Raw genomic sequence first — 16,776 nt, 5'->3', positions numbered from 1 at the left:
CGCCAGTCGGCATTCGCCGGTGCGGATGCTCTGGCAGGCCAGGTGCAAGGCGGTGAGCGAGGACGAGCACGCCGTGTCCACCGCCATGCTGGGCCCTTGGAAATCCAAGGCGTGCGACACACGGTTCGGGATGCTCCAGAACGTCGACCCGGGCAGCGTGCCGCGCCCGAGCCGCGATTCCTCCGCCCCGAACATCTGGTAGGTGCCCCACATGACGCCGACGAACACACCGGCTTGCTCCGGCCGCAGGCCGCCCCGGGCCAGGTCGGCGCGGGAATGTCCGGCGTCTTCCAACGCGGCCCAGGCGGTTTGCAGGAACAGCCGCTCCTGCGGGTCCAGGATCTCCGCCTCACGCGGCGAGATGGCGAAGAACAGCGGATCGAAACAGTCGACGTCGTCGAGGAACCCGCCCCACTTGGTGTAGGAGGTGAACGGGTTGTGCCGGTCCGGGACGAAATAGCGTGTGTGGTCCCAGCGCTGCGGCGGGATCTCGGTGACGCAGTCGCGTCCCTCGACCAGCACCCGCCAATAGTCGTCGAGCCCGTCCGCGCCCGGGTAGCGCCCGCTGACACCCACGATCGCGATATCCCCTACCGCGTCGACGTGATGGCCGGAATCCGAGCCGGGCATTGCGGCGGGCACGGTCGGTGTCGCAGCCGACGCGAACGAGTCGGCCGCTGCTTCTCGGGCCACCGGCTCGTGTGCGTACTTCCGGTCATCGACCTGCGGGCGCTCGACAGGAGGCGACGCACTGTAGGTGTCGGGCTCGTTCTCGACCGCGGTGATTCCGCTGTCCGACGCCTGCCGCCGGGTGGCGGCTACGGCTGCGTTCGGTGGGGCCGAGGCGACCGCTGATGCCGCGGCGGCGTCCACCGTGGGTACGGACAGTCGCGCCGCCGTGCGCTCGGGTGACTCGCTCCGAACCCTGGTCGGCAACTCCCCAGCCGACGCCAACCGCACCAGCAGGCCGACGACCGCGCGCGGTGTGGGGTACTCGAAGGCCAGCGTGGCGGGCAACCGGTGCCCGCTCGAGCGCGACAGTTCGTCGCGGATCTCGAGGGCCGCGACCGAATCCAGCCCGAGTTCGTGCAGCGGCCGATCGAGATCCGCGTCGGGTGCCAGCCCGAGGCAGCGCCGCACCAGCGCCTCCGTTCGGGCGGACAGGTCCGAGCCATTGCCCGCGGCGGAGACGTTCGCGGAGGCCGCGGGCATCGGCGCGACCCGATCCAACAGCACCTCAGGCAGGTCCGCCCCGGCCACTTCCGACAGGGCGAGTGGCATCGTGGTGACCGCACCGGCCGCCGTGGCATCGATCAGGTGGGTGAGAGCATCGAGCGCGCGCTCGGGGTGCAGCATGCCGTAGCCGCGCCGGGCCAGCCGCTGCACCGCGCCGCTGCTGAGCCGCTCGACCATTCCGGTCTGCGCCCACGGACCCCACGCGATCGACAGCGCGGGCGAGCCCGACGCACTCCGCAACTCGGCCACCCCGTCGAGGAAGGCGTTGGCGGCGCCGTAGCTCGACTGGCCCGGTAGACCGACCACTCCCGCCGCGGAGGAGAACAGCAGGAAGAAACGCAAGGACCGAGACGCGGTCAGCTCGTGAAGATGCCAAGCTCCGAACGTCTTCGGCGCCAGCACCTGCCCGAACCGCTCGGCTGTCTGCTCGGCGATCACCCCGTCATCGAGTACCCCGGCCAAATGCACCACCCCGGCCAGTGGTGGCAGTTCGCGGTCGATCCAGTCCAGCGTGTCCGCCACGGCAGCACGATCGGCGACGTCGAGTGACCGCATCCGGATCCGCGCTCCACGCCCTCGCAGTTCGGCGATGACCGACTCTGCCCGGGCATCCGGTGCCGACCGTGCGGCGAGCACCAGATCCGGCCATCCGCGTTCGACGAACCAGCGAGCCAGCCGCAAGCCCACACCGCCGAGACCACCGGTGATCAGCACGGTCTGCCCCACGCCGGAACCGGCCGGGAAACCGCCGGGGACGGTGTCCATCGGCACGAGCCGCGGCACCCGCCGACGTCCCTGGCGCAGCGCGAGCTGACCCGGGGCAGCAGGGGTGACCAGCGCGTCGACCACGGCGTGGATATCGGTCAGGTAATCGAGATCGAGGAGGCGGCAACCGATTTCGCGGTGCTCGAGCTGCGCGCTGCGGGCGAAACCCCACAGTGCGGAATGCTCCGGCGCCACCCGATCGGCGGAATCGACCCGCTGCCCGTGCCGTGTGAGCAGCCACACCGCCGGCTCGCCCGCCAGTGCCGCGGCCTGCATCAGATGCAGCGCACTCGCCACCAGACGCTCGGCGCGGACCGGTGCGGGCGCATCATCGGCCGACAGCGCGCTCGCGAAGACGATCCCGCGCAGCGGTGTGCGTGCGTCGCCGGCCGCGCCGAGCAGTGCGCGCACCGCCGCAGGCGAATCCAAGTCGACCTTGAACTCGTTCTCGGCACGAAACCCGAAACCGCGGCCGGGCCGGGCAAGCGCGCAGTCCGCACCGCGGGCCCGTAAGGCGTCGGCGAGTCCGTCGGTGAAGTCTCCAGCCGCTCCGATGATCAGCCAGCGTCCGGTCGCGGCGGCGGGCTGCGCCGATTCGGCTTCCCGCCAGTCGATCCGGTAGGTGTCCGCGACGATCCGGTCACTGGACGCACGGGCAGAAGTTTGCCCGTCCGGTGTCGGCATCACTCGCAGTCCGTTCGCGACCACCACCGGGCAACCCTCCTCATCGAGCAGTCGAACATCGGCGACGCACAGCTGTGGCGTCTGCTCGACGACGCGCACATGGCCGAATCGAACGGTGCCCGCGGCGGCCGAGACGAATACCCGGTCCACGGCGAACGGCACCCAGGTCTGCTCGCCTGCTCGCGGCGACATCGCCGCGTATGTGGCTTGGAACGCCGCGTCCAGCAGAACCGGGTGCACCAGGCCCGCATCGGCGTCGGTGTCGGGGTCCGACAACGTCACCAGGGCTTCGCGCGGGCCGAAGCGCACATCGACGACACGGCGGAACGCGGGGCCATAAGGCAGACCCGCCTGGGCCAGCAGTTGATAGAAGTCGCTTCCGGCAAGAGTTTCCGGGCAACCTTGAAGGACCTGCGCCGGGCTGGGACCGTCCGGAATCCGGTGCGGACCCGTGAGAACGTGGGCGCGCGCGTGGTGGCCTGCGCCTTCGGTCGTGACCTGCACCGCCATTCCGTCGGTGGTCGGCTCGAAGCTCACCCGCACCGGCTGCGGCCCGGTCAGCGCGAGACCGCTGGTGATCACCAGGTCGTCGAGCGCGACGACGTCACCGGCGAGGAGTTCGCGCGCGGTGTCGGCGATGGTCGCGACGAACCAGGCGCCCGGAACGACCACAGCCCGATCGACCACATGGTCGGCCAGATAGCGTGGGGAGTCCGGTGCGAGGGTCACATCGAAATGCGTTGTGCTGCCGTGAGTGACGCGCGGAGCGGGAAGCACCTCTGCGAGTCGCGTCGGATCGGTCGGTGTGGCACCCGGCTGCGGAAGCGCGCCATCTGGACGCACATTCGAGTCCCATGCGGTGAAGACGCGCAGGGCCGAGGTTGGGGCGTCGCCGGATCGTTGTGTGTGGTCCGCATCCCCGGTGGTTACGGAGTTCTGTTCCGAAAGCACGTCAGCGGCGCGCGCCGTAAGGACCGGGTGCCCTTCGGCGGCGCTGCCGGGTGCCGCGAGCGCGGCTTCCGACCGGGCCTCGACCCAATAACGTTGCCGCTGGAAGGGGTACGTGGGAGCGAGGACGCGCCGGCGGTTGTGCGGGCGGTGGACCTGCTCCCAGTCCACCGGCACGCCCCCGACGTACAGGTGGCCGAGCGCCGTCATCATCGTCTCGCGGTCGCCGCGTCCGCGTCGCAACGACGCGACGAACCGTGCCGAATCTCCCAGCACTCGCTTGCCGAGCGCGGACAACGTCGGCTGTGGCCCGATCTCGAGGAACACATCGATTCCCAGCTCGGCCATGGCGCGCATGCCCTGAGCGAAGCGCACCGGCTGACGCGCATGCCGCGCCCAGTACTCCGGGGTGAGCTCCCCCGCACGCAGCGGTGCCCCGGTGAGGTTCGATACGAGCGGAATCGTGGGATCGGTCATCGTGGCGCGCGCCGCCGCCACGGCGAGGTCGTCGAGGATCGGATCCATCGCCGCCGAATGGAAAGCGTGCGAGACGGTCAGGTCCGCGGTGCGGAAACCCTGTTCGGACAGTTCTTTTCGAAGCAGATCGAGCGAACTGTGTGTTCCGGCGACCACCACCTGGGCCGGTCCGTTGTACCCGGCGATCGACGCCGCGGGTTCATATCGCGCGACCAGCGGCGAGACCTGCTCGGCGGGCGCGTCGACGGCCAGCATCCCGCCCCCGTCCGGCAGGCGCTGCATCAGTCTGCCGCGCACGGCGACAAGTCGCAGAGCGTCCTCCATGGCCATGGCGCCCGCCGCGCAGGCCGCGACGTACTCGCCGACACTGTGCCCGAGCACCGCGGCCGGGGCGATTCCCCACGACCGCCACAGCTCCCACAACGCCCATTCGACGGCGAACAACACCGGCTGGGTGAACACCGTGCGACGCAGCAGCTCGGGACCGTGCTCGCCGTACACGGCGTCGATCAGCCCGATGCCGTCCTCGATCGGGCCCAGCACCGCGTCGCAGTGCCGCAGCGCCGCGCGGAAGACCGGTTCGGAGTCGAACAGCTCGCGCGCCATGCCGGGGTACTGAGCTCCCTGTCCGGTGAACAGCAGCGCCACCTTCGCTTTCGATGTCCGCTCCACCCGGCCGCGGAGCAGAGTCGGCGGCCGGTCCCGCAGGTCTCGCGCGGCGTCGTCGCCGGTCGCGGCGACGACCGCGAGCCGCTGCTCGAAATGCGTTCGCGCGGTAGCTGCGGTGTAGGCCAGATCCCCGAGAGACACACGCGCCGAGGCAGTTTCGTTCGCCCAGAGCTGGGCGAGGTCGGCGAGGGCGGATTCGTCGCGTGCGGAGAGCGCGAGCACCTGCGCGGTCGGCGATTCCGGTCGCGGGGCGGGAGCGGGGTCACCCTCCGCCACGATGACGTGCGCGTTGGTACCGCTCATGCCGAACGAGCTGACCCCGATCGCCGGTCGGTGCCCGGTCCGGGGCAACTCCCGCGCCTCGCCGACGACTTCGAGCGGCAATCCTGCCCAATCGATCAGTGGGTTCGGTGTGCGGAAATGCAAGCTCGGCGGAATCCGGCGGTGTTGCAGCATGAGCACTGCCTTGATGACTCCCGCGACACCGGCCGCGCCCTCGGTGTGCCCGATATTGGTCTTGACCGATCCGATGAGCAGGGGCTGTGTGCGCCCCGCGCCGTACACCTCGGCCAGTGCGGTGGCCTCGATCGGGTCGCCGAGCGGGGTGCCGGTGCCGTGTGCCTCGACATAATCCACTGCGTCCGGCCGCATACCCGCCCGGTCCAGTGCGTCGGTGATGACGCGTTGCTGGGCGGGGCCATTGGGCGCGGTGAGACCGTTGGACCGTCCATCGTGATTCACCGCGACGCCACGCACCACGGCCAGCACCCGATCGCCGCTGCGGCGGGCTTCCGACAGCCGGGTCAGTACCAGCACGCCGCAGCCGTCGGCGCGGACATAGCCGTTGGCGTCGGCGTCGAACGCCCGCGACCGTCCGTCGGGCGACAGTGAAGCCAGACGGCAGAAGCCGATGGTGGTCTCCGGGGCCAGTTGCAGGTTGACACCGCCCACCAGCGCCAGATCGCAGCGACCCGCGCGCAACCCGTCCCAGGCCGATTGCAGCGCCACCAGCGACGAGGAGCAGGCCGTGTCCAGCGTCATCGCCGGGCCTTGCAGCCCGAGCACGTAGGCCAGTCGCCCGGCCGCGACGCTCGGCGCCGATCCGATGACGGAGTAGGCGCCGATCGCGGTCGGGTGGGCGGCCTGAGTCGGCGTGCCCGGGTACTCGCTGAAGCACAGGCCGACGTACACGCCGGTGCGGCTGCCGGCCAGACCGCCGGGTGCGCGGCCGGAGCGCTCCAGCGCCTCCCAGCTGGTCTCGAGCAGCAGGCGCTGCTGCGGGTCCATCGCGCGCGCTTCCGCCGCGCCGATACCGAAGAACGCGGGATCGAACTCGTCCGCACCGTCGACGAAACCGCCCCAGCGGGTGTACATGCGGCCCAAGGCCGCCGGATCGGGGTCGTAGTAGGCGTCGATGTCCCAGCGCTGCGGCGGCACCTCGGTGATCGCGTCGCGGCCCTGCCACAGCAGATCCCAGAAGGCCTCGGGTGTGCGCACCCCGCCGGGAAAGCGGCAGCTCATCCCGACGATGACGATCGGGTCGTCGTCGGACTCGGTCTGGTCGTTCTCCGAGTCGTTCGATACCCACAGAGGTGAACTGGGCTGCTGCACAGACGGTTTCGGTGGCGGAGTTTCCGAGGCGGTCGAGATGTCTGCCGCAGGACGGATGTCCTCCACGGTTTCGGCCGACCCAGCCGCGTCGCCCCCGGTGGGCGCGCCCTTACGGTGCAGGAACCGCGCGATGTCGCGGACGGTCGGGTAGTCGAAGACTAGCCCGGCCGGCAGCGGCATCCCGATCTCCGCGGCCAGCGCGGCGCGCAACTCCATCCCGGTCAGGGAGTCGACTCCGGTGTCGTGCAGCGGCAGATCCGGGTCGAGTTCGCTCGCGCGGTCCAATACCCGCATCGCGACGCGCTGCACGAGCGCCTCCCAGGGCGCGACATCGTTCGACGCAGGCCGGAGTTGCGGCGACGGCGGCGGCTCGGTCGGCAGTGGTGCCGACAGCGCCGCGACCTGCGGCGAGCGGTTGGCGTACCACCGTTCCGGCACGAAACCGAAGACGCCCGGAGCGGTGCTGTCGTGCCGAACGAGATGACTCAGCGCCGCGACGGCATCGCCCTCGTACAGCGGCGGCAGACCACGCCGGGTGAGCCGCGCGGTGACCTCGGCGCGGCCGGCGGCCATGCCCACATCGGCGAACGGTCCCCACGCGATACTCAGCGCGGGCAGTCCCTCGGCCTGCCGCCGCCAAGCCAGCGCGTCCAAGGCCGCGTTCGCGGCGGCATAGTTCGCTTGACCGGGGGTTCCGAGCACGCCCGCGACGGACGAATAGGTGACGAACAGTTCCAGCGGCTGGTCGCGGGTGAGCTCATCGAGGTGCAGCGCCGCCTGATATTTGGGCCGCAACACGGTCTCGAATCGCGACCAGGTCTGCTCGGTCACCACTCCGTCGTCGAGCACTCCCGCGCAGTGGACCACGCCATGCAAGGGCGGGAAGCCGGACTCCGCGATGGTGCCCAGCAGTGCCGCGACGGACGCGCGGTCGCCGACATCGGCTTGGTGCGCCGTCACCCGGGCGCCGCCGGCGCGCAGTGATTCCAGCAGCTGCGCACCTGCCGCATCCGGCGCACGGCGGCCGACCAGCACGAGATGCCGGGCTCCACGGTCCACCAGCCATCGCGCGGCCGCGGCGCCGAGACCACCGAACCCGCCGGTCACCAGGTAGGTGCCATCGCTCGACCGATCACCACCCGCGGCGGTCGGGGTGTCTGCGCCGAGCAGGACGATGCGGCCGGGATGGTTCCGGTGCGACATGGCGCGAAACGCCTCCGCGGCACGATCGATTCCGTGCACCGCGTGCGGCAGCGCATCGAGTGCATGTTGCTCGAACAGCGCCATGACGCTGCGCAGGATCTCCCCGAGCCGCCGTGGGTCGGCAGCGGCCGGATCGAACTCGCGATGGTCGACCTCGCCGCTGCGGTGGGCGGATTGCCGCTGTACCGGGTCGACGACGTCCACGAGTCGGCCGTCCGGGCGCAGTATGCCGACGGCCTGCGCGGCGAAGTCGTCCCCCAGGGTGTGCACGACGACATCCATGCCGTGCCCCGCGGTCGCCGCCCGGACGTGTTCGCCCACGTCGTGGTGCCAGGTATCGATCTGCGTGACTGGAACTCCCGCGTTGCGCGCCCACCGACACAGGGCGGCGGTCGCGAATACCTGCGCCCCGGCGTGCGCGGCGAGCTGCACCGTGGCCATGCCGACGCCCTCGGCCGACCCGTGCACGAGCACACGGTCCCCGGCGCTAACGCCGCCGACGTCGAACAGCGCGTACCAGGCCGTGGTGAACGCGTACGGCGCGGTCGCCCCTTCGGCGAACGCGAGGCGTTCCGGCAGCGGTGCCACCATGGCCTGGTCGACAGTCACGTGACGGGAGAAACAGTCCCCCGCCAAGGCGACGACACGATCACCGACCGCGAAACCCTGGACCTCCGCCCCAATCGCGGTGATCCGGCCCGCGCATTCCGCCCCCAACGGCACCGCACCGTCGGGATGCAGCCCCGAGGCCACCCACAAGTCACGGGCATTGAGTCCGGTGGCGGCGACAGCGATCTCGACCTCTCCGGCTCCTGGTGCGCGTCGCGCGCCGGGCTCCCAGCGCATCCGGTCGAAATCGCCGGAACGGTGCGCGACCAGCCGGTAGTCGTCCGAAGGTGCGGGGCCGTCGGCGAGCCGAGCCGTCAGCCAACGGCCGTCGCGGATCGCGAACTCACCGGCGGCGCGCCCGCCCAGCAAGCCCTCGACGATCGGCGCGCTGTCCTGGCCGAGTTCGGCGGGCACGTCCAGCAATCGGCACCCGAACTCCGGGTGCTCGGTGGCCAGCGTGCGACCGAAACCCCACATGAGAGCCTGATCGGGATCCGGCCGGTCGGCGGGGGTGACGCGCTGGGCGTTCACGGTCAGTAACCACAGCGCCGCGGGCCGGTGGGCTGCCGAGTCCAGTGCGCGCGTCAACTCCAGGGCAGCTTCGACGCGGGTCTGCGCGGGCGCCGCGCTCCACGCGAAGACGATGCCGTGCACCGAATGCGTGGCAGCGAAGGGCGAGGCCGTATCTTCTGGGCGGACAACCAGTGTCTCAGCTCCGCGTGCGACCAGTCCGCTTGCGACGGCGTCGCCGACCGGCCCGTCAGCGAAGATCAGCCAGCGGCCCGCGGCGTTCTCCCGTGCGGGCGCGGCACTCTCGGCGGAGACCCACTCGACGTGGTGCAGCAGTCCCGCGAGCCTGGACGAGTCCCGCTCGGCGGCAACGGCTTCCGGGCCGGATTTCGCCGCGATCAAGCTGACGCCGTGCAAGCTGGCGAGCGGTCGCCCCGATGCCGAATACAGCGTGGCGTCACCGACGATGACGCGGGTGCCGCGTTCGGTCACCCGTACCCGGCAGCGGACGATCGTGTCCCCGACAGTCGGGCTGCCGAAGAATCGAGCACGATCTATCCCGGAGGGCAAGTACAACCCCTCCGCGGTACCGGCGGTCAGCACGATGCTGTGCAGGCACGCATCGAGCAGGATCGGGTCGAGCGTCGCCGGAGGGTTCTGCGGCAACCGGAAGACGGTCTCCGCGTCGGTGTCGCTGACCCGCCGGAACTCGGTGGCACAGCGGTAGTCGGGCCCCAAGTGCAGACCCAGCCGCGCCACAGTCTCGTAATAACCGGGCCATATCCCGCGCTCCGCAGCGTGTTCCACTGGCTCGTGCGGTTGCGCTGGAGCCGTCTGCGCGGCGGTGAGTTTCGCGTGCGCGTAGGTGGTCCGGGCATCGTCGGAACCTACGAAGCGCACATCGTAGCCGTCCGAGCCGCTATCGAGCATGACCCATACGACCGATTCGGCGGTGACGTCCAGCGGAGTGACCAGGCGCAGGCCGGTGATCTCCCAGGCGCCCGGCAGCTCAGCGGCGATCTCGTTCAGTCGAGCGCACAGCCAGGCCGCGGGCACCGTCGGCACACCACGCAGCCGATGCCCTGCGAACATCTCGGGCGTGAGTCGCGAGGTGCGCGAGGACGTGAGCCATGTCCGAGGCTCGGCAGCCTCTTGCTCGGGCGGCTGGGCGGAAGCCGCTTGGGCGGCGGTGAATTCGACGGGGCCGCCGGAGCGGGGCTCGAGTTCCAGCCAGTGCCGCTTGCGCTGGAACGGGTAGGTCGGTAGGTCGATCCGGCGCCACGGTCGACCGGAATACGCCGCCGCCCAGTCGATCTCCGCGCCGCCGACGTAACGACCGGCCAGCTCGGCCGCGCCACTCGACACCCCGACGACCGATCCGCTCGGCGTGCTCCCGGTGGCGACGTCCTCCAGCACGGCACGTAGCTGTGCGGCGGTGTCGAAGCCGATCGCCACCCGCTCGCCGAAATGCGTGCGGCCCACCGCCGCCGACGCACACAGATCCACCAGCGCCGTGTCGGGGCGGGCGGCCAGCAGATCCCGATACCGAGCCGCCAGTGCTCCCAGGGCATCAGCGTTCTTCGCCGACAGGACCAGCAGGTGGGGTCCGGAATCGTCAGTGGTAGCGGCCTCGGGTGCCTGCGGTGCTTCTTCGATCACCACGTGCGCGTTCGTGCCGCTGATCCCGAACGCGCTCACGCCCGCGCGCCGCGGCCGCTGTGCGCGCCGCCATGGGCGCTCCTCGGCGGCCACGCGGATCGCGACCGAATCCCAGTCGATGTGCGGATTACCGGACCGGAAGTGCAGCGAGGCGGGAATGCGCTCGTGCCGCAGGGCCTCGATCACTTTGATGATGTTGGCGATGCCCGCCGCGGCCTGGGTGTGCCCGAGATTCGACTTCACCGAACCGATCCACAACGGCGCGGTCTCGGTGCGGCCCTCCCCCAGCACGGAGGCGAGCGCGTTCACCTCGATCGGATCGCCGAGCGCGGTGCCGGTGCCGTGCGTCTCGACGTAATCGATGTCCCCGGCCTCGACCGCCGCGTCCGTCAGCGCCGCCCGGATGACCCGTTCCTGCGCAGGACCGTTCGGCGCGCTCAAGCCCTGACTGCGGCCATCGGAATTGACCGCTGATCCGCGGACCAGCCCCAGCACCCGATCGCCGTCCCGTTGCGCGTCGGCCAGTCGCTTGAGCACGAGCACTCCCGCGCCGTCACTCCAGACGACGCCGTCGGCGCGCGCGTCGAAGCTCTTGCACCGGCCGTCGGCGGCCAGGCCGCGCGCTCGCGCGAAGTAGATGTCCAGCGAGGGGGTGAGCACTACCGTGGCCCCGCCTGCCAGGGCGAGATCGCATTCGCCGCTGCGCAGGCTGCGCACCGCTGTATGCACGGTCACCAGCGAGGACGAGCACGCGGTGTCGATGGTGAGGCTCGGACCGTTCACGCCGAGGAAATACGACAGCCGTCCGGAGGCGACGCTGGCCAGGTTGCCGGTGCCGAACCAGGCGTTGGGGGCGACATCCGCCCGCGCCATCCGTTCGGCGTAGTCGTTGGACATCAACCCGACGAAGACGCCGGTCCGGCTGCCCTCCAGACGGCTCGCGGGATAACCGGCGTGTTCGAGCGCCTCCCACGAGGTTTCCAGCAGCAGCCGCTGCTGAGGGTCCAGCATCCGTGCCTCGCCCACGGAGATGTCGAAGAATCCGGCGTCGAATTCCTCGACACCCTCGACGAAACCACCCCAGCGGGTATAGGTCTTCCCCTCGGCATCAGGGTCCGGATCGAAGAAGGCCTCCGCATCCCAACGGTGTGTGGGCACCTCGGTTACCGCGTCGGTTTCGGTGGTGAGCAGATGCCAGAGGTCGGCAGGCCCGCGGACGCCCCCGGGATAGCGGCAGCCCATGCCGATGATCGCGATCGCGTCGGCGTAATCCTCGGTGGCGGAGCTGGATTCACCTGCTGTGAGTTGTGTCACGTGCGGTGTACTAGGTGTAACCGGGAGTTCGGCCGGGTACACCGCGGGGGTGAGCTGCTCGGAGATGTGCGTGATCGGTCGCTGTTCGGCCTGCTCCCGTGCCGTGCGGCGTGGGTCGGGTGCGGATTTCGCGCTGAGCCTGGCTATCTCCTCGGATACCGCGGCGACGGTCGGATGATCGAACAGCAGGGTGGCCGGAAGCCGCACACCCAGATCGGCGGAGAGCGCGTTGCGCAATTCGACGGCCATCATCGAATCCAGCCCGAGTTCGCGCAGCGGCGTGCGATCGGCAACGGCGGTGGTGCGGCCGAGCGTCGTCATCGCGTGGGCGCGCACCAGTTCCCGCAGTTCGGCCGGGTCGCGCACGTCCTGCTCATCGACCTGACCGATCGTTTCCTGCTGCGCGGAGACATTCGCGACGGCGGGGAACACCGCCACAACTCCTTCTGCGGCCACCAGCGAGCGCAACGCTCGAGCACCGTCCTCGACAGCCAATTCGGCGACGCCATGGCGCACCCACGCTCGGCGGGCCGCATCGCTCAGTCCCCCAGCCATGCCGGTGCCCGCCCACGGACCCCACGCGATGCTCACAGCAGGCAGCCCTTGCGCCGAGCGCAGGCGAGCCAGGGCATCGAGGTAGGCGTTCGCCGCGGCGTAGTTGCCCTGTCCGGCGGTGCCCACCACGGCGCTGACCGAGGAGAACAGGACGAACAGATCCAGCGCCCGTCCGGCGGTCAGCTCGTGCAGGTGCCAAGCGCCCGCCGCCTTGCCCGCGAACACCCGCTCGAGGTGTCCCGAGGTCTGCTCGATCAGCAGCGCGTCGTCCAGCACGCCCGCGCAATGCACCACTCCGGCCAGCCTCGGAAGCTCGCCGCCGAAACGACCGATCAAACGAGACAGCGCATCCCGGTCCGCCACATCGACCACCGCGGTCTCGACGCGCGCACCCAGGGCGGCGATGCGCGCCACCTCGTGCTCGTCCCCCGGAGCCGGGGCGCTGCGACCGGCCAGCACCACGGTGCCCGCACCGGCCTCGGCAAGGATTCGCGCGGCAGTCAACCCCAGCGCTCCACGCCCGCCGGTGATCAAATACGCCGCAGCGCGATCCAAACGCGGTGCCGCCTCGAGGTCCTCGGAAGGCCGCAGACGCATCGTGTACCGCTGGCGTCCGCGCAGCGCAACGGCGTAATCCACTGCCTCCGAGACGATTTCGTCTACCAGGCGGTGGTCGTCGCACCGAGCGCCGACGGGCAGATCGATCAGGCGGCAACCCAACTCGGGAAGTTCCGTGCGCACCACCGCGCCCAGCCCCCACAGCGTCGCGGCTGCCGGGCGCACGGGTTCTCCGGGCAACGCGCCGGTCGCGCCCACGGTCACCAGGTGCAGCGGCCCGTAGGCGACCGTCCGAGCCATCGCCTGCACCACGCCAAGGGCGAATTCCGTTTCCGTGCGCGCCGCGTCGGCACTGTCGTCCGAGTCGGCATCGGCGAGGTAGATCACCGCGCGGCCGTCACCGGGCCAGACGGCCGGATCGGTCGTACGCTCCACCGCCACCGAATCGGTGCCGGTAGCGCGCAACGCGGCGGCGAGCCGGTCCGCCTGCCGGCCGACGCCGATCACCAGCACCGGGGCGTTGCGCTGTCCGCGCGGCGCCGCCGCGGCAGGTTCCCAGGCCGGACGATGAGTGAAGCGCGACATGCGATCCCGATCCTGCGACTGCCCGGCGGTGCCGGACTCGGCGAACCATACGTCTTCGATATCGCAGATCACCGTGTCGGCGGTATCGAAGACGGTGATGCGAATCGTGCGGCCGGTGCGCTCGGCCAGCGCCCACACCCGCTCATCCGCCTGCGCCCCGGACAGGCGCAAACGGCCGATACCAACCGGCAACTGGGCCGCGCGATCGTCGCGGGTCACCAACGCGAGACCGGTCTGCACCGCGGCGTCGAGCAGGCACGGCAGCCAGGCGGCCGGTTCACCGGCGAGTTCCGTCGGGCGCGTCAGTTCGGCGAGCGCGCTGTCGGCGCCCAGCCGCAGCGAAGTGATCCAGCGGAACCGCGGACCGAACGTCAACCCGGCATCCGCGCAGCGACGGTAGAAATCGTCGGTCTCCCACTCGGTGGACGGCGTGAGCCGCGCCGCGGACAGCCTTCCGGAATCGCGCGGCCGATTCGAGGCGGCTCGAACCACCGCGGACACCGCCGTGACGTTGCCGTTGTCGACCGGGAACCGAACTTCGGTGCGGCCCTCCCGGACCGACACCTGTGGCGTACTGAGTTCATCCAGCGGCACCGGCCGTGCGGCCACAAAGTCGATCAGCTCGTAGTCGGCGCCGCCTGCCGCGCGCAAGGCCCGCAGCGCGAGATCCGCCGCGGGCACCACCGCGCGATCCCGAAACCGATGCTCGGCAAGGTATCCGGTGTCCGCGGACGGCACGGTGATCCGAACACGTTCGAAAGGGTAGGTGGGCAGGCCGTTGCGCCGCCGCGCGTCCGGGGGTACCACCGCGCTCCAGTCGATCGCCGCGCCCGCGCAGTACAGGTCGCCGATGCCGCGCAACAGCACCTCGTCATCCACGGACGCACGGCGCATGCTCGGCACCCACAAGGCGTCCGGGTCGGCTCGCCTGCCGAACTCCAGCAGCACCGGATGCGGTCCCACCTCGAGATAGGCATCCACACCGAATTCGGCTACCGAGCGCACACCCTCGGCGAAGCGGACGGTGCCGCGGGCGTGCGCACGCCAGTACGCGGCATCCATCGGGGCCTCGATCCGTGCGCCGGTCACGTTCGACACCAGCGCAATCGCCGCCGCACGCGGGGTGGGCACCAACTCGGCGACCCGCGCCTGGAAGTCGTCCAGTATCGGATCCAGCAGGGGCGAGTGAAACGCCGTCGTACCGGGCAGCCGCACGGTGCGAATCGATCGTTGCTCGGCTGCTCGCAGCACCTGGCCCACCGCGTCCACCGCTCCGGAGACGACGAACTGCCCGGGACCGTTGACCGCGGCCACCGACAGACTCGCCGCAGGGTCCGTCAACAGCGCTTCGAACTCCGCGGGCGCGGCGAACACTGCCGCCATCGCCCCTTCCTGTGCCACTGCCTGCATCAACCGACCGCGCTCGGCTGCCAAACGCAACCCGGTAGCGAGGTCCAACGCACCCGCGACGGTCGCGGCCACCAGCTCACCGAGGCTGTGTCCCAGCACGACGTGCGGCCGGATGCCGAATGACGACCACAGTTCGGCGCATGCCCATTCGATCGCGAACAGGGCCGGTTGGGCGTAGTCGGTGCGGACCAGCAACTCCTGGTTCGCACCGAACAGCACCGACCGCAAACCCATGCCGCCGGGAAGCGGCCCGAGTAGCTCCTCACAGCGGTCGAGCGCGGCGCGGAAAGCCGGATATTTGCGGTCGAGTGCCGCACCCATCCCCGAGTACTGGGCGCCCTGTCCGGTGAACAACATCGCGACCCGAGGCTCCCCGGAGTCCGGGTCGGTCGAACGACCCGCAGAGGCGGCGAGTTCGCGTGCGGCCTCCTCGGCCGTGCGCGCCACGACCGCGCGCCGGTGGGCGAAATGCGTTCGCCCCAGCGCGGCGGTGGCGGCGACATCGGCGAGCGGGATCTCCCGCCGATCGAGATGCTCCGCATAGCGATGGCTCAGCGCGTCGAGCGCTGCGGCGGTGCGCGACGAAAGTGCAAGCAGTACAGGTGGTTTCGATTCCGCACGGGCCGCTGGTTCGGGCGCCTGCTCCAGCACCACGTGCGCGTTGGTGCCCGCGAAGCCGAACGAACTGACCCCGGCCAGCCGCGGCCGGTCGGTGCGCGGCCACTCGACATCGCGGGTCGGTACCGCCAGCGCCGTGCCGTCCAGCGCGATCTTGGGGTTCATCGTGGCGAAATCGTGCTGGCGCGGGATGCGTTCGTGCTCCAGTTGCAGCACCACCTTGATCAGCCCGGCGACGCCTGCGGCCGCCTCGAGGTGACCGATCTGCGACTTGACCGAACCGAGCAGGCACACCGAGCCATTCGCCCGCGGCGCGCCAAGAACTTTGGACAACGCCTCGATCTCGATCGGATCCCCGAGCGGCGTGCCCGTGCCATGCGTCTCGACGTAGCCGACCAGATCGGCGGCGCAGCCGGCGTCGCTCAGGGCATCGCGCAGCAGTTCGCGCTGCGCCGTCGGGTTCGGCGCGGTCAACCCCATGGACCGGCCGTCGTGGTTCACGCTCGATCCCCGGATGATCGCCCTGATCGCGTCACCGTCGGCGACCGCGCGCGAAAGTGTCTTCAGGACAACGACTCCCGCGCCCTCGCCGCGCACATACCCATTCGCCCGCGCGTCGAAGGGACGGCAGTGGCCGTCCGGTGAGAGCGCCCCCATTCGGGCCAGCGCCTCCGAGGTGAGCTCGGATTGCAGCAGATTCACCCCGCCTGCCAACGCCACGTCGCACTCCCCCGCGCGCAGACTGCGGCACGCCTGGTGCACCGCCACCAGCGACGACGAACACGCCGTGTCGATCGCCACCGCGGGACCGCGCAACCCGAGCACGTAGGACACCCGCCCGGCCACGATGCTCGACATCGTCCCGGTGAGGGTGTGCGCGTCCACCGAGCTCACCCAGTCCGGTGTGATCGTGCGCTGGTATTCCTGCCAGCTGACACCGAGAAACACGCCGGTGCGCGCCGCGGCCGGGCCGTCCGGGATCAGGGCGGCGTCTTCCATTGCCTCCCAAGCGACTTCCAGGACCAGCCGCTGCTGCGGATCCATCGCCGCGGCTTCGCGCGGCGCGATGCCGAGGAACTCCGCATCCATGGCATCGATCGGACCGGCGAGCAGACCAGCCCGCCGCCGCGCTCGCCGAGGCGCCGAATCCGTTACGGTCCAACGGTTTTCCGGCACCTCGACGATCGCGTCGCGGCCCGTGGTCAGCAGTTCCCAGTACTGCTGCGGGCTTTCCGCGCCGCCGGGGAAGCGACAGCCGATCCCGACGATGGCGATCGGCTCGCGCTGCGGCCCTGCCTCCAACTCCTGAATTCGGCGGAGTGCCCGCGTCAGCAAGACCCGTAGGTCGTACCCATCATCTGACAT

General features: G+C 70.6%; 1 protein-coding gene (only partly in view). It reads right to left on the bottom strand.

What is annotated here, in order from left to right; all coding sequences use genetic code 11:
• Positions 1-16,776, bottom strand: the 5' portion of a protein-coding gene (locus ON19_RS41900) for a type I polyketide synthase (RefSeq protein ID WP_169334183.1). 4,845 nt of this gene lie to the left of the window's left edge; 16,776 of the gene's 21,621 nt are visible here — the first part of the coding sequence; it begins with the start codon at positions 16,774-16,776; its stop codon lies beyond the left edge, outside the window.

The sequence above is a fragment of the Nocardia abscessus NBRC 100374 genome (assembly GCF_000308455.1).
GTDB classification, from domain to species: Bacteria; Actinomycetota; Actinomycetes; order Mycobacteriales; family Mycobacteriaceae; genus Nocardia; species Nocardia abscessus.
Note: the sequence above shows the minus strand (reverse complement) of the source record. Positions and strands in the feature narration are given on the sequence as shown.